Source organism: Vibrio sp. 10N.222.52.C3 (assembly GCF_041474195.1).
Classification (GTDB): domain Bacteria; phylum Pseudomonadota; class Gammaproteobacteria; order Enterobacterales; family Vibrionaceae; genus Vibrio; species Vibrio crassostreae_C.
In genome coordinates, this window is record NZ_JBFRTQ010000033.1 from 44,389 (window position 1) to 59,069 (window position 14,681).

At 44.9% G+C, this 14,681-nt stretch carries 14 protein-coding genes and 1 pseudogene; 11 read left to right on the top strand and 4 right to left on the bottom strand.

Features of this window, described 5'->3' with window-relative positions:
* The first annotated feature begins 82 nt into the window (after window positions 1-82).
* From fliD to AB4517_RS06030, 9 genes are all read left to right on the top strand, one after another.
* Window positions 83-1,405 (top strand): flagellar filament capping protein FliD, encoded by a 1,323-nt coding sequence (gene fliD / locus AB4517_RS05990; protein ID WP_372148051.1) that lies wholly within the window; start codon window positions 83-85, stop codon window positions 1,403-1,405.
* Window positions 1,406-1,415: 10 nt separating this feature from the next.
* A complete protein-coding gene (gene fliS, locus AB4517_RS05995; protein ID WP_372148052.1) occupies window positions 1,416-1,820 on the top strand; it encodes a flagellar export chaperone FliS in 405 nt (134 codons plus the stop codon).
* On the top strand, window positions 1,804-2,103 hold the full coding sequence (locus AB4517_RS06000; protein ID WP_059017864.1) for a hypothetical protein: 300 nt from the start codon (window positions 1,804-1,806) through the stop codon (window positions 2,101-2,103). The genes fliS and AB4517_RS06000 overlap by 17 nt, the downstream gene beginning before the upstream one ends.
* A gap of 2 nt (window positions 2,104-2,105) precedes the next feature.
* Window positions 2,106-3,404, top strand: a complete 1,299-nt coding sequence (locus AB4517_RS06005) for a flagellar hook-length control protein FliK (RefSeq protein WP_372148053.1) — start codon at window positions 2,106-2,108, stop codon at window positions 3,402-3,404.
* A 2-nt stretch (window positions 3,405-3,406) separates the two neighbouring features.
* On the top strand, window positions 3,407-3,841 hold the full coding sequence (locus AB4517_RS06010; RefSeq protein WP_048610088.1) for a flagellar biosynthesis sigma factor: 435 nt from the start codon (window positions 3,407-3,409) through the stop codon (window positions 3,839-3,841).
* Between the two features lie 9 nt (window positions 3,842-3,850).
* Window positions 3,851-4,558, top strand: coding sequence for a sigma-70 family RNA polymerase sigma factor (locus tag AB4517_RS06015; protein WP_048610086.1), 708 nt, complete (start codon window positions 3,851-3,853; stop codon window positions 4,556-4,558).
* Window positions 4,546-5,418, top strand: a complete 873-nt coding sequence (gene motA, locus AB4517_RS06020; RefSeq protein ID WP_048610084.1) for a flagellar motor stator protein MotA — start codon at window positions 4,546-4,548, stop codon at window positions 5,416-5,418. Before AB4517_RS06015 ends, motA begins: the two co-directional genes overlap by 13 nt.
* 7 nt (window positions 5,419-5,425) lie before the next feature.
* Window positions 5,426-6,397, top strand: a complete 972-nt coding sequence (locus AB4517_RS06025) for an OmpA family protein (RefSeq protein WP_048610082.1) — start codon at window positions 5,426-5,428, stop codon at window positions 6,395-6,397.
* Window positions 6,398-6,852: 455 nt separating this feature from the next.
* On the top strand, window positions 6,853-7,509 hold the full coding sequence (locus AB4517_RS06030) for a lytic transglycosylase domain-containing protein (RefSeq protein WP_372148059.1): 657 nt from the start codon (window positions 6,853-6,855) through the stop codon (window positions 7,507-7,509).
* A 66-nt stretch (window positions 7,510-7,575) separates the two neighbouring features.
* Here the strand turns inward: AB4517_RS06030 and AB4517_RS06035 are convergent, their stop codons facing one another.
* The gene (locus AB4517_RS06035) at window positions 7,576-9,198 is read right to left on the bottom strand and encodes a phosphoethanolamine transferase (protein WP_372148054.1); all 1,623 of its coding nucleotides are present in this window, start codon (window positions 9,196-9,198) and stop codon (window positions 7,576-7,578) included.
* Window positions 9,199-9,431: 233 nt separating this feature from the next.
* Window positions 9,432-10,001 (bottom strand): porin family protein, encoded by a 570-nt coding sequence (locus tag AB4517_RS06040; protein ID WP_268670537.1) that lies wholly within the window; start codon window positions 9,999-10,001, stop codon window positions 9,432-9,434.
* A 192-nt stretch (window positions 10,002-10,193) separates the two neighbouring features.
* Here AB4517_RS06040 and AB4517_RS06045 point away from each other — a divergent pair.
* Window positions 10,194-10,731: pseudogene (locus AB4517_RS06045) on the top strand (hydrolase).
* On the opposite strand, the gene AB4517_RS06050 reads toward AB4517_RS06045, so the two are convergent.
* The gene (locus AB4517_RS06050; protein ID WP_372148055.1) at window positions 10,728-11,591 is read right to left on the bottom strand and encodes a MurR/RpiR family transcriptional regulator; all 864 of its coding nucleotides are present in this window, start codon (window positions 11,589-11,591) and stop codon (window positions 10,728-10,730) included. The pseudogene AB4517_RS06045 and the gene AB4517_RS06050 overlap by 4 nt on opposite strands.
* 171 nt (window positions 11,592-11,762) lie before the next feature.
* Window positions 11,763-13,037: an amino acid deaminase gene (locus tag AB4517_RS06055; RefSeq protein WP_372148056.1), complete on the bottom strand. Its 1,275-nt coding sequence runs from the start codon at window positions 13,035-13,037 to the stop codon at window positions 11,763-11,765.
* A gap of 176 nt (window positions 13,038-13,213) precedes the next feature.
* Between AB4517_RS06055 and AB4517_RS06060 the strand changes: the two genes are divergently transcribed.
* Window positions 13,214-14,647, top strand: a complete 1,434-nt coding sequence (locus tag AB4517_RS06060) for an amidohydrolase family protein (protein WP_372148057.1) — start codon at window positions 13,214-13,216, stop codon at window positions 14,645-14,647.
* The last annotated feature ends 34 nt before the right edge of the window (window positions 14,648-14,681 follow it).

Below are 14,681 nucleotides of genomic sequence, written 5' to 3' on the forward strand. Positions count from 1 at the left end.
ATTTACTCAGTAGCGGCTATACATATAGCCGAATAGCAGGAGGGTAGAGCTGTACCTCCTATGCGAGTTAAGGAGAAGGGTTATGAACGTTGATGCGGTTCAGTTAGCTAGCAATTTTGCCAGTCTAGATGTGCAGCCTTTTGAGTTGCGCTATACCCAAAAGTTGTCAACGATTACCTCAAAGACCTCTGCGATTGGTAAAGTTAAAACGGCCCTTCAGTCGCTTGAAGATAAAATTTACGAGTTTACTCAATCGGGCTCAAGCCTAACTCAAACGTCAACCTCGACATCGAGTGATGATTATTTCTCTCTCTCCGTCGACTCTGGTGTGAATGACATCAACTTAGATGTTTTTGTGCAACAGATGGCTTCCAATCATCAAGTGGTTTTTGATGCCAACTCGGTCGATTCAAATGATGTTATGGCGTCGGGAGGCGTATTTTCTGTCACTCAAGGCGGCGTTACTACAGACATCAACATTATGGATGCAGACTCTGACGTAAGTGGTGATGTTACGTACAGCGAGTTTGTAAGTTACTTCAATGATCAATTTGACGGTTCTATTCAAGCCACTCTCGTTAAGTCGCAAGGGGCGATGAAAGTGCTGTTTGGTTCTGAAAATGAAGGCGCTGACGCTGCTTTTACTTTGTCTGCAGATGCAGCCAGTGGTTGGGGTACGGTGGTGGCAGCAGCAAGCGCCGCACCAATGCAAACAGCCCAAGATGCGGTGATCGCACTCGGTGGCGAGTTTGGCACTCAACTTACTAATTCAAGTAATACCTTTGAATCGCTCATTGATGGCGTTGACCTTACAGTGACTAAATCGAACAACAGCGGAGATTCAGCAACAAAGATTGAAATTGGCGATGACCTTTCCGCCACGGTCGCTTCCTTACAAGAATTTGTTGATGCCTATAACAGCGCTGTTACTGAGATCACTAACCTAACCGCTTCTGGTAATGAAGATGAGACAAGGGGCGTATTGGCTTCGGATAGCGCAGTCCGCAGCATCAAAAACCAACTGGCTAGCGTTATACGTGATGACTACAACGGTACTCGCTTGTTTGAGTTAGGACTTGAAATCGACCGCGATGGCAAACTTAGCCTCGACTCCAGCAAATTTGAAAGTGCGGCAACGACGGTCGATTTTGAAACACTATTCACTGGAAGCGGTGGAGTCTTTGAAGCTTTTGAAAGCAAACTTGAAACCTATATCGACTTCTCTAACGGCTCCCTGAGTCGACGAATAGATACGCTCGATAATGAAAAGAGCCGCATTAATGACGCCTTAGCGGCGCTCGACACTCGCTATGAGACTTACTACAACCGCTACCTGTCTCAGTTTACTCAACTGAACTCACTCAGTAGTCAATTGGATTCGGTATCTGGACTTTTCACTATCTAAGGAGCAACACATGCTTTTAGGGAAACAGCAGCAAGCCAACTATGCCAATGTTCAAGTGACGGCTAATGCTTCAGTGTCGTCGAGCTTTGAATTGATTTGTATGTTACACGAGCGACTGATCCAAGAGTTAGAAAGTGTCAAATTCTCAATTGAAAACAAAGACTTGGAGCTCAAATCTAACGCAACGCAAAAATCGATTGATATCTTAGTTGGGCTCGATGCATCTCTGGATTTATCGACTGGGGAAGAGCTTATCCAAAACATACACGCCTTGTATGAGCACGCCATTGCGACTGTATTTGAGGCGTCGAAAGAGATGAATACCGAACTTATCGTTAAGTTGATTGGTGTCGTGACCGATCTGAAAGAGGGATGGGAAGGCGCAATGGAGTGGCTTGATGAAGCCCAATCCTAAACAGGTAGAACGTCTTGTTAGTAAGTTAGAGGACGCAGCAAATCGCAAAAAATTTGCTGAGATCGTGAAGCTTAATCTGTTGGTGAAAAAGGTGCTGCTAGAGGTTGAACAGTCGCACCCTGATTATGTTGCTATCGTTAGGCGACTTAAGTCGGCTCATGAGCAATGTCGAATCTTAGTGACTCATGAGCAAGCCTTATTAAAACAGCAGCTTAGTAACAATATCAGTCTACGTGAACGTGACAAAGCCTATGCTCAGACACAGGTCAGAGCGGGAGAGTAATTATGGAATTACAAGCACAAACGTCGTCTTATAGGAGCAGTTTGGATTTACTGTCGACGGCAAGTCCTTCAGTGAAAAGTAACACCGCGAGTACGTTAGCGACGCCTATAGCTTCTGAAACCTTAGCCTCTGAAGCTTTAGCTTTTGAACCATTGGCTTCAGAACTAGGCGAGATACGTATGACGCCGCTTGCGCAGTCTTTTCAGTCGCTATTTTCGGTGCTTGATCAGGTGAGTTCGTCTATGTCTGCAATTTCTCCAGATTCCGCTTTGATACCTAATATGAGTGCCTCTGAAAGCACGGCTAGTTTTTCTCATTCGGTACTTTCTTACTCACAACTATTTAATCCTGAACTATTGAGTCCTGGGTTTGATACTACTCACTCTCACTCACCTCTAACTCGATTGGAGGCATCAGCGGAAGGGTTGAATCTGAGTGATAGAGCAGCAGTGCAGTCGTTCGACTCGCCACAAGATCTCGTGCAGCAGCCACAGGTTCAACTGCCGCAGTTAAGTACGATTGCTCATTTTGTTACCCAGCAGTTGGAATTGATGAATCAAAGACGGGGAGCGGGTTCTGAATTCAGTTTAAAGAGCAGCTCGCTATTATCTTCTAAAGGAGTGGATCATTCAGGGGCTGATTGGCAAGCGAGCGCGCCTTCATTTTTTGGTCACACACCTAATAGGTATACCAGTTCAGAGTTGGCCTTGTCGTTTAATCATCAGCTAGCCAGTTCAATGTTCAATGCCACTCCAGCAAGCCTCAAGTTAGGGGCTACTTCCACCACTCCATTTTTAATGGGGCAGCCGATAATTGAAGCGGTTAATGCTACCAGTGATGGCAGCTATGTTAGGGCTTTGGCTCCGATGGTAGAGGCGACCAAAGAGCTCAGCTTAGAAAGTCAAAGGCAGATACATCAAGTATTGAGGGATAAAATCCAGCTTCAGTTCGACACGTTAAATCAGGCCGCGCGAATACGTTTTGATCCACCTGAGCTAGGCAAGGTCGAGATGTACATTCGCATGGAAGGTGACAAAGTAAATATCCAAATGAGTGCATCATCGGCGCTAACCAGAGAGGCGATCTTAGCGACATCGGAGCGTTTGCGACACGAATTGATTTCGCAAAATTCAGAGTTGTCTGAGGTGAACATTAGTCTTGACCAACCTAGCCACCATCAACCTGAGTCGAAGCAACAAAATCAGCCGTTCGAACAAGAACGCCTATCCTCTAGTGATGCTCATACGCAAGATCAACCCGAGTATGTACTGGAATACCAAGCATATATTGCGAGGGTCTGAACATGATTAAAGTTTTCATCACCTTTGCTTTAACTCTCGCATTATGTGTGACCGGATTTTGGTTTTATCAAACCAATCAACTGAATATGGGACTGTTGAGTTCATGGTTAACCCCAAGTGAGCCAGAACCGGCTGCAACGCAACAGATCGAGGTTCAGTTAGAAAATGTACTCGTACCGATTAACCTAGGTAACCGACAAAGCCTGCTGTTGCTGGATGTCTCTATGTTTACGCCGGAGCGGAACAGTGGTTACGTGCACGAGCAGCTCAGTCGAATCAAAAATCGAATCATAAAAAAATTCAGTGTGAAGGAGGCGTCTTACTTCTATAACAAGCAGTTTATTTATGTCATTCAAGACGATTTAAAGGACGATTTGGACGAGTTACCCAGCTTACAAGTGGGTGATGTGCTTGTGACGAAAGCGGTATTTCAATAGGTCGTCATCATGTTAATGCAGCCTAAGTATCAACATACCCAAACCGATGACCAAGCTACGCTACAGGAGCTCGAGAAGTTGGTATTGCAGCAAAACATTAAGTTGATTAATGGGCTGCTGTATCAATATCGCTATGCGGTTGATGAGGGGACGTTTGAGGACCTTAAACAAACCGCCATGATGACCTTAGTGATTGAACTGAGAAAGTTTGACCATGTGGCAAATGATGACTTTCGTCGTGCCGTTGCGGTGCGCATTCGTGGTGAATTGATCGATGAATTGCGTCGACGTGACTACATGGAGCGTGATAAACGCCAGCTCGTCAACCGCATCAAACATGCCGAGCGGCAGTTACTCCAGCTACTCGGCAGGGAGCCAACCAGTAATGAAGTCTGTCGACACTTAGGGGTAGAAGCGGATGATTACCAGCAAGCCATGACCCTCGTGGATGTCTTTGATGATATCGAGTTGGAATCTGTAGTTACTGCAGTGCCCGAAACCGATAAAGAAGTATTGTTTAACGAGGTGAAGCTGGTACTGAATTCACTCCCAGCAATGGAACAGCGGATTTTGTATCTGATTTACGTGAAGAGCTTGAGCACCAAAGAGACGGCGTTAGTCCTCGATATCAATGAGATTAAGGTTCACAGGCTCAAACATCGAGGCTTAGACATTCTCAAAAGCAGAATTAAGGAGAGTGATGTATGCAAAAGTTAATCGGCATTGTTGTCGTATTAAGTGTGATTTTTGGTGGCTTCATTTTCCTTGGTGGTAAGTTTGAGTTCATCTTTAAGCTGTCAGAGATCATCATTATTTTTGGTGCAGCCTTCGCTAGCTTGCTGATGTCTACGACCTCTTCAACCCTCAAATTGATGGTGCAACAGATTGGTATTGCGTTTCGCTCTACTCCTTACAACAAGGACTATTATCAGCAGTTACTGTCTTTGATGTTTGAGCTGATTAATACCGCGAGAGTGAAGAACATCAAAGCGTTGGATATTCATGTTGAGAACCCGGAATCGAGCAAGATTTTCGCGAAGTATCCTCGAATTACCAAAGACGCGTTAACCACACAATTCATTATCGATTCATTTCGTCAGGTGATTACGGGCAAGCAATCTCAGCATTTGCTCGAGGCTTTTCTTGAAGAAGAAATCGAACATTTGGAAGACGAATATACTAAGCCGTCGGAGAAGCTACATGCCACTGCTGAGGCGATGCCAGGGTTAGGGATCTTAGCGGCTGTGATGGGAATAATCCTCACTATGCAGGGGCTGGATGGTGAGATAACCGAAATTGGTAAGAACATTGCTGGCGCATTGGTGGGTACCTTCACTGGCGTTTTTGGGTGTTACTGTGTGTTAGGTCCGATGTCGAGCAGCATTAAAGATGTGTCTGAGAATCAGCTCGCACCACTGTTTTGCGTTAAGTCGATATTGTCAGCTTATGCTCAAGGCCAGTCGGCTCACATGTGTGCTAATGCAGGTCGAAAAAATATCGAGACTCGCTACAAACCATCATTTGTTGAACTTGAAAAGGCGGTTGAAGTGTTAAGACAACAGCCGTCATCAAGTTAAGGAGACGATGATGCAGCAACCTCAAGTCATTATTCAGAAAAAAGGTCGCCGTAAGCGCAATGAACTGCAACATGGTGGTTGGAAGGTCGCAATGGCGGATCTGATGATTTCGTTGATGTGTCTCTTTTTGGTGCTGTGGATTTTGCAGGTGGTGGATGTGGATGATCAGAAGAAACTGCTTAACTACTTTGCTTACGGAAATGATCCAATCATGCACCTAGGTACCAGTGAAAGTGGTGGTAATTCCATAAACCCATTGCCACTGCCTCATGTCGCGACCTCTCACTATGATGCCGATCTTCATCGAATTAATGATACCTCAGTGTTAGAAGGCGAGTTTAATAGCCAACAGGAGCTTGAATTGCTGGCACAACGTATAACCCAAGAGCTTTCAGGTATTGATGCATTAGGTAGTGTCAGTGTTTTCGTTACGCCTCAGGGAGCCAAATTGGTGATTGCTGATTCAGACAAAGGGCCGATGTTTTTCCGAGGCGGAGCTAAAGTGACGCCATTTTATCAAGACCTGTTATTGAACCTCGCAAGGCTACTCGAAAAAATCGAGAACAAGATGATCATTACTGGTCACACAGATGCCAGTCGTTATAAGGGTAGCCGCATGACGAACTGGGAACTATCAAGCAATAGGGCAAACAGCGCGCGTTACTATCTCAATAAAGGGGGGCTTCAAGAGCACCATATCTTTCAGGTCACGGGTATGAGTGATACCGCCCCTGTTGACTATGAGAATACGAAATCTGGAGTCAACCGTCGTATAGAGTTGTATATATTGACCGCAAATACCCTAGAGCAGCTGAATAAAGTCTATAAGTCGTTTTCGATAGGCAGTGCCACAAGAGCTTCTCCACTTGGTCAGCACGAGTTGGATAAGGTGTTGCCCGACAGTAAGAGAAGGGCGGTTAGACAAGCGGAGTTGAACCAACCTGTCACTTCTTTTGAAGTGCTAAGTCGTTATGACTGAATCAATCAACGTCATGTTTAATTCACGGAAGTGCCTGGCTTGGTTAGTACTCATTGATTATATTTTAATTGGCTATTACGTCTATTTAGCGACGAGTTTGCTGTATTTCGATGTTTTTATCGTAGGTTTGTTGATTGCTATCTACAATATTTTGCTAGTCATGTTTATCGTTCAACAGCCACAAGGTTTTATCTCTCTCGAGAAGGATAAGCATTTAGTTATTCCCATTTGTTTCGCGGTATTTTTGGGTTGCACCATCGTGGTATTAACCTTTTTTTGGTGATTCTTTGAGTGAACAGCTCTATAGGTGTGCTTCCAAGGCTGACGGTGGGTATCAACAGGGATAAGAACAATTAACACGTATAAAAACAATACGATGATGGAGCGATGTTTTGGCTAAAGGCTTTGGCTTTCAAATTCTGGTGCACTGGTTTTTAGGACTGGTGTTATTAATTATGTGCTTTCAAAGTAGCTCCAGTTATGCGCAAAACCGTCCATCCCAAAATGTCATCCAACCCCACATAAACACGCTTAAACCATACCAAAACCAAATACTGAAAAAGCTAGAAGAGTTCGACCCACTGGTTAACGAAATCTTTAGACAGCTTGCCGAGCGATCTTTACCTGATAGCTTTGTGTTGGTGCCTATGCTGGAATCTTCGTATAACTCCAATGCTATATCTCCTGCTAAAGCGGCAGGCTTATGGCAGCTGATGCCAGCCACTGCTGAAAGGTTTGGTTTGACGGTTAATGACAGGCAAGATCAAAGGTTTGAGATTGAGCCTAGCACTCATGCGGCGATGCAGTATCTCGATTTTTTATATCGTAAGTTTGATGGTGATATTAACCTGACTCTTGCGGCATATAACGCTGGAGAAGGACGGGTACAACGAGCAGTAAAAAAGGCGGGTAGTCGGCAGTTTTCCGATTTAAGGTTACCCAAAGAGACGGTTGACTATGTACATCGTTTTTACGCCCTGTTGGTGTTAGTGGATGTTACTTCACTCAAACAGAATACGGTTGCTCCAATGTGGTTATTTGCCAGTGAAAGTTACTGGCAAAGTACTCCTTTGGTTAACTTGACTCCTTTGCCGCCATTGATTTTGCTGTAATGGTAGCCGAATGGTGCTTATGTAAACGAACCTTTGGAAATTAATTTACATAAGTCACCTATAAAACTAGCGACACGCAGCAAAAATATCTTGGTTCTCTCGGTATTCTTTGGTTTGTACATCCATTAGGCCAAGCAAAGAGTCGAACAGGTTGTCTTGGGAGAAGCTCTGTTCTTTGCCTGCCTTTCTCAAGCAGGTTTGGTTTATCCCTTTCTGCTCGGCGAAACCATAAGACATCCACATGATCATAGGCACATGGGTTTGCTCTTTCGGTGCCAATGAATAAGGCATGCCATGTAGGTAGACGCCGTTTTCCCCTAAAGATTCACCATGATCGGAAATGTACATCAGCGCCACGTTGTACTTATCGGTGAGTTTCTCTAGTTTCTGCATAGCCTGTGAGAGAAAGAAATCCGTGTACAAGATGGTGTTATCGTAGGTGTTAACTACTTCTTCTTTGGTGCAGTTTTCAATATCGGCGCGAGCGCAATCAGGCGTAAATTTCTTATGTTCTTCTGGATAACGCTCAAAGTACGTTGGGCCGTGGGATCCCGAAATATGATAGAAAATGATGCTATCTTGCTTGAGATCTTGCGTGTCTTGTTCGAAGTTCTCTAGCATCGCTGTGTCGTAGCATACGTCGTTATTACATAACGGGTCGCTGTCTTTGGCGACGAGCGTCATCTCTTTGATTCGGTGTGCGACCGCCTTGTCTCCACCATCATGTTCTCTCCAGATAGAGTGAATGCCCGCGCGGTTCATAATGTCGACCACGTTATCTTGGTTGTAGGCTTTGTCGCGATCATAGTTGCTGCGATTCATGTTCGAGAACATGCACGGTACAGAAACCGCGGTGGCTGTTCCGCACGACTGAACATCAGAGAAAAATATTGGGTTATAAGGCTTGGTATGAGCGTTGGTTTCTCTCTCATAGCCATAATATTGGTAGTTATACACGCGAGCGGTTTCGCCAAGCACAAACACCAATAAGGTCGGTTTGGCGGCCGCTTTTGCTTGTGGTTTGAGTTGAGCATCTAACCCCAATTCTTGATAGGGGATGGGCTGTTTGATGTAGGTGTTATTGATGTATTTGACTGTTGATGCCACATACTCGGTCGGAATGATCATCTTTTTGATGTGCGAGTTATTGCGACCAATCGATACGTAATCTTTGTAGAAAAGCCCGGCAATAATCGCAATGACGATCAAGGAAGAGAGCAAGCCAATCGATTTCCAGACAAAGAAATCTTTCCAAGACTCTTTTTCAAGTTTGGTAAACAACAGGATGAGTGATGGAATACCGCCCATAGCCAGTAGCCATAAGATCGAGTGACCACTGATATAGCTGGCTGCTTCACCGCTATTGGTCTCAAACACATTCTCTATCATGCCGTAGTCGACGAATATGCCGTAATTGAACATGCTGTAGCTGACTAAGGTGGAGGTGATCAGCAATAAGATGAAAAACGGCTTAGAGAAGATAGGCCAGTTGAAGACTTGGAAGATGAAATTAAAGGCAGCAAGGAAGAAGATAGGAATGGAGATAAGAAACGCAACGCTTTCAGATTTCGATGCCTGAACAATACTAAACAGTTCTTGGGAGAGAGGTAGGTTGACGACAAGCAGATAATACACGGCCAACACAAAAGGCAGCTTGTTTATCGACATGTTTAAGCTTGGTAGATTCATAGGTCTTGTTTTCCTGCGTCTCTTATCCCTTTATTTTAGTCTCGCTACCAAGAAAGCTCTAATATCAACGCATAAAGCTCAATCAGTGATGGTGAGCGATAAACCGGTTAAAGTGAAATGACGCAATAGGGTGTGTAGAAACAAAAAATTCACTTTACTGAGTGACCTTCATGACAAGGTGGAACAGCAAAGTGAATTAGTATGTTCAGCTTATTCTATGTGGTTCAATCACATTAGAAGTTGTATGAACCACCGAAGCTAATGCTGTTGAAGGCAAGTGTTTTGTCTTCTTTATACAAACCGTAGTCGTTCTCTACGCTTACTGCGTCTGCTTGCGAAATTAGACGCAGCGTTAAGTGTTCGATTGGCGTGTATTCAACACCAACACCAAAATGGAAACCGGTTCCGCTATCGTCATCATATAGAGCTGCGTTATTTGCGTTTAGGTCAACAGAGCTTAAACCTGCAAGCACGAATGGACGAATCGTGTTGTCGAACGTATAACCTAGGTTTGCTGATAACGAAATAGAAGTTGGCGACAGTTTTGCAGCACCCTTTTTGTAGTCTGCGTAATCGTTGTAGCCAAGTTCAACACCAACGATACGGTTGAACTGGTAGCCACCATATAGGTTGTAACCCATGCCGTCTGAGTCTAGGTTGCCTTGACCGTCTGTATCAGAATCTTGGTACACACCAAGGCCGCCACCGATGTACGCACCGCCGTCAGTACCTGCAGCTAAAGCTGGAAGAGAAACTGCGCTGATTAAACCCAGTGCTAATGCTGATTTTGTTATCTTGTTCATTTTTGTTACTCACTCTTAAATGTCATGCCAGTATCAATTATTTTTGTTTTGCGACCTTTCGACCGTTGGTGAGCATTATTCCGTAGTCTTGTACCTATTACTGTATGGCTTTGTAAGCTAAATCGTTACATAGTAGATAAAATGCTCATCCGGTTGCTTAGTGAGTTAGGCTGCCAAAAACAAGGAATACACATGCTAATGAAACAAAATACATGTTTGGTGGTTGTGGACGTGCAAGGTAAGCTTGCACGCCTTGTTGATGAGAGTGAGACACTTATTTCTAACTGTGGAAAGTTGATTAAGGGCGCACAGGTTTTGGGTCTGCCAATTATTCGTTTGGAGCAGAATCCAGAGAAGCTAGGTGCGACGGTTGATGAACTCAATGACCTTTTGAGTGATGCTAAACCAATACCTAAATTCACGTTTAACGCGTGTGATGAGCCCAAGTTTGTTGAGGCGGTTCAAACCAAGGATGTAGAGACTTGGTTGGTGTGGGATTGAGGCTCATATTTGTGTTTATCAAACCGCATTGGGTTTGTTGGAGCTTGGGTACAGGGTTCAGGTAGTTGGCGACTGTATTGGTTCACGGACAGCATTGAATAAGAAGTTGGCTATCAGCCGATTACAGGACGCTGGTGTCCAAATTACGGGATTAGAAATGAGCTTATACGAGCTAGTGAAAGATTGCCGCGCACCAGAATTTAAGCTCATTCTATCCTTGATTCGTTAATCACCGAGAGGCTGTCTGTCGCCCCCACCTCGGTAGGAATCTAGCGCAACCTTCAAACGACGCAGTTTGTCGCGCGAACGGTTTTTATGATTGACTGCGATCCCCATAGAAAGCACATCCACTAGCGCCAACATGGCGTAGCGAGACGCCGACGGTTTGTAGATGAAGTCAGTTTCCATATGTTTGATGGGCAACAAGATATCGGCAATCTTTGCCAGTGGTGTATCTTTTGGGGTAATCGCTATGATCTTAAGCCCGTACTGCTTAGCCAGCTCTGCGGTTTCAGTAATCACAGGCGTGAAACCGGTCGCGGAGATCATCACCATGACATCATTGACATCTGCTGTCGCAGCAACCATGCGTGACATTAAGCCATCGTTGTACGACACCACGGGATAGCCCAAACGAAACAGTCGGTGTTGCAGTTCTTGAGAAGCGATGGTCGAGCCACCACCCATGCCAATAGCAATGATTTGTCTGGCGTTATGCAGCCAGCTGACTGCGGTTTCAACGTCTTGCTCTTTGAACAAGGTGCGGTTGATGTCTAGGCTCTGCTTGATCGATTCGTAGATACCTTGATAACCCGTTTGGTCAACCGGTTCGAGAATAAAACGCTGGCCAACTGTCAGTGTTTGAGCAAGCTTGATCTTCATATCACGTACGTTGCTGCAGCCGATAGCCTTAGCAAAACGTGTAATGGTGGCTTCACTGACTTGAGCGCTTTCAGCAAGCTCTGTGATGCTGGCATTGGCAGCAAAATCAATGTCGTCCATGATCAGCTTAGCGACTTTTTTCTCTGCATCACGAAGAGCGGGAAAACGCTCCGTTATCTGTGAAATGATATCTACTTCTAAACTCAAGAATCCTGATCCTTTGTTGATGGGGCTAATCGTTATCACCTAGTTATTAAGAACCTAGCTCGTAAGAAGTAAGCTCTTTAGCTTTTTAGCCATTTAGCCGTTTAAAACTAAGCGTTAGCCCCGTTAGTATATCTTATTGTTTCGCTGATTCTAGCTTATTGAAAAATCGAACTAGAAGCAGGTTTCCACCCAGTTTGTTACCTGATGGTCGTCATCGCTGATGGCAATGTAGCGCCACTTATCGAAGGTTAAACACGGGTGTGAGGTTGAGAATGCAATCATGTCGCCCACTTCAATTTCAGAAGAGCCGTCCGTTTCAACAAAGGTATGCTGATCCATCACGGCGGTCGCAGTCAGCCCTTTCACAGAGATAGCTTCGCCATTGCGATAGCCGCGTTCGGCAATAGGTAACCCCGCATCAAAGGCCACATCACGCTTGCCTAGCCCAACAACTAGTTTGGTCGGTTCTGGGCGAGAGATTACATACGCCCATACCTCAAGTGCCGATTCCAGATCTCCACCCAATTCGCACGCGTAACCTTGGTTTACTTGGGCACGCTGCAACACCTTGCTTTGAGCGTCTAGGTAGATACCTGTGTCGTGAATCGCGTAACAGCCCGGGCGGATGATCGCCAAGTAATCGGTTAGGTTCGCTAAACATTCTGCAACCACGTCATACCAAGCCGAACCTGCACCAGTGATGATAGGTTGCCCTGCAATTAGGCCATCTGATGCGAGGCTTTCGACCGAGGTCAGCGCTTGGTTTAAGAAGGTACGAATGTCTTGCTCGGCATTGTCGCCATGAATCACGCCCTCATACACCTCAATACCCGCTAGCGAAAGTGCAGGCGTATCTTGAATGGTTTGAGCCAGTTCTAAAACTTCTTGAGGTGAACGACAACCACAACGGCCACCCGGAACACCAAACTCGATTAGAGCTTTTAGCGTCTGCTTTTTGTTGGCGAAGTATTGGTTGAGTTGCTGCACGTTTACCGATGAATCCACACAGCAATAGAAATCAACGTCGAACTCACTAATAAGCTGTTCGATGATCGCCATGTTGGTTTTACCTACCAATTGGTTAGCCATGATGATTCTTTTTGCGCCTGCCATTGCTGCAACTTCTGCTTGTGCAGGTGTCGCAACGGTAATTCCCCAAGCGCCATTTTCTAGCTGTTGACGGAAGAAATCAGGCGTCATCGATGTTTTGCCATGTGGCGACAATTTAACCTGATGATGATCGGCGAATGATTGCATCCAATTCAGGTTATTGGTCAACGCTGATTGTTTGATAATTGCTACCGGAAGCGAAATGTCTTCATCAACCAGTCGATAAACACCGTTCTCAGATTGTGATACAGCTCTCCCTTTTTGGCCTTTTTCAGTCAAGATGAAACTATCTTTTTGATACTTTATAACATCTTTTTGTGCAGGGTTATGTTTCATTGCTGATTCCTAACATGATTTAAGTGGTTGTTATTTAATGTTTAAATATATCTGTAATGTGTTTTGTGATAGAAACTATCACGCAAATTAAAATATTATGTGTGTTTTGTCACTGAAAATAATCGGCTGGATTTCTAATATAGCTCCATCAACAAAGTGGATTGAGAGAGTGAGAAATGTTGTTCGATACGATAATTAAAAATGTAGAGGTGTTTGATGGCACCGGCGAACAATCGTTTTGTGCCGATGTAGCAATCCGAGATGGAAAAATCGCCGAAATTGGCAAAATCGATCATGAAGATTGCAGCCAGTTGGTTGAGGGAGCAGGCTTAGCATTGGCTCCTGGATTCATCGATGTACACACACACGACGATACCAATGTTATTCGTTACCCTGACTGCCTACCAAAGATCAGCCAAGGTGTGACAACCGTGATTGTTGGTAACTGCGGTATCAGTGCATCACCTACAGTTTTGGCCGGCGACCCACCAGACCCAATGAACCTTTTAGGCGCGCAGGTTGATTTCAAATACCCAACCTTTGCCGCGTATGCACAAGCAGTGGAGCAGGCGCAACCAGCGGTGAACGTAGCAGCGTTAGTTGGCCACACCACACTGCGTAACCAAGTGATGGACGACCTACAACGCACCGCAAGCGAAGAAGAAATCGCGGTAATGCAAACCAACCTTGATTTAGCGATGGAGCAGGGTGCACTGGGTTTGAGTTCAGGTTTGGCTTACGCCAGCGCGAAACAAGCTAATGCCAACGAAGTGATGCAGTTAGCGAAAGTGCTTTCTAGCCATGGCGGCATCTATACCACGCATATGCGTACCGAATTCGAAGAGATCTTAAGCGCGATGGAAGAAGCGTTTGAGACTGGGCAATACGCGAAAGTACCGGTTGTTATCTCTCACCTTAAATGTGCAGGTGCAGGTAACTGGGGCAGAACCGTTGAAGTACTTGATTTGATGGACAAGGTTTCTGAGCACCAAGATGTGTCTTGCGACTGCTACCCATACTCAGCGAGCTCTTCGACATTAGATTTGAAACAGGTGACGGACGACTTCGATATCTTCATTACTTGGTCTAAAGCAAAGCCAGAACATGCAGGCAAAACGCTTAAGCAGATTGCTGATGAGATGAACCTACCACTGATGGACGCAGCAAAAGCGCTTCAACCAGCCGGTGCGGTTTACCACTGCATGGATGAGAACGACGTAAAGCGCGTATTGAAATACAAGCTGACCATGGTTGGTTCTGATGGTTTACCCAATGACCCGCATCCACATCCAAGATTGTGGGGCACCTTCCCGAAAGTCTTAGGTCATTACTGCCGAGATGAAAAACTGTTTGCGCTACCAGAAGCGATTCACAAAATGACCGGAATGTCTGCGAAGCGCTATAACCTCGCGGGAAGAGGTGAGATTCGCCAAGACGCATTTGCCGATTTAGTTTTATTTGACCCAAAGAATATTAAAGACACAGCAACATTTGAAAATCCTATGTCAGTTGCTGAGGGAATCGAAAGTGTATTTGTAAATGGTGAGTTAACTTACCAAAAAGGAAAAGTGAAAAATAATCGTTCAGGCGTTTTTATTTACCGTAATTAGAATTTAATTATTTTATTAGATATACAGTAATAAG

Coding starts and splice junctions, on each gene's coding strand:
- AB4517_RS06035 (WP_372148054.1), bottom strand. CDS start 9,198: ATGAATCTACCAAGCTTAAACATGTCGATAAACAAGCTGCCTTTTGTG.
- AB4517_RS06055 (WP_372148056.1), bottom strand. CDS start 13,037: ATGAAACATAACCCTGCACAAAAAGATGTTATAAAGTATCAAAAAGAT.
- motA (WP_048610084.1), top strand. CDS start 4,546: ATGCAAAAGTTAATCGGCATTGTTGTCGTATTAAGTGTGATTTTTGGT.
- fliD (WP_372148051.1), top strand. CDS start 83: ATGAACGTTGATGCGGTTCAGTTAGCTAGCAATTTTGCCAGTCTAGAT.
- AB4517_RS06010 (WP_048610088.1), top strand. CDS start 3,407: ATGATTAAAGTTTTCATCACCTTTGCTTTAACTCTCGCATTATGTGTG.
- AB4517_RS06015 (WP_048610086.1), top strand. CDS start 3,851: ATGTTAATGCAGCCTAAGTATCAACATACCCAAACCGATGACCAAGCT.
- AB4517_RS06000 (WP_059017864.1), top strand. CDS start 1,804: ATGAAGCCCAATCCTAAACAGGTAGAACGTCTTGTTAGTAAGTTAGAG.
- fliS (WP_372148052.1), top strand. CDS start 1,416: ATGCTTTTAGGGAAACAGCAGCAAGCCAACTATGCCAATGTTCAAGTG.
- AB4517_RS06060 (WP_372148057.1), top strand. CDS start 13,214: ATGTTGTTCGATACGATAATTAAAAATGTAGAGGTGTTTGATGGCACC.
- AB4517_RS06025 (WP_048610082.1), top strand. CDS start 5,426: ATGATGCAGCAACCTCAAGTCATTATTCAGAAAAAAGGTCGCCGTAAG.
- AB4517_RS06005 (WP_372148053.1), top strand. CDS start 2,106: ATGGAATTACAAGCACAAACGTCGTCTTATAGGAGCAGTTTGGATTTA.
- AB4517_RS06040 (WP_268670537.1), bottom strand. CDS start 10,001: ATGAACAAGATAACAAAATCAGCATTAGCACTGGGTTTAATCAGCGCA.
- AB4517_RS06030 (WP_372148059.1), top strand. CDS start 6,853: ATGTGCTTTCAAAGTAGCTCCAGTTATGCGCAAAACCGTCCATCCCAA.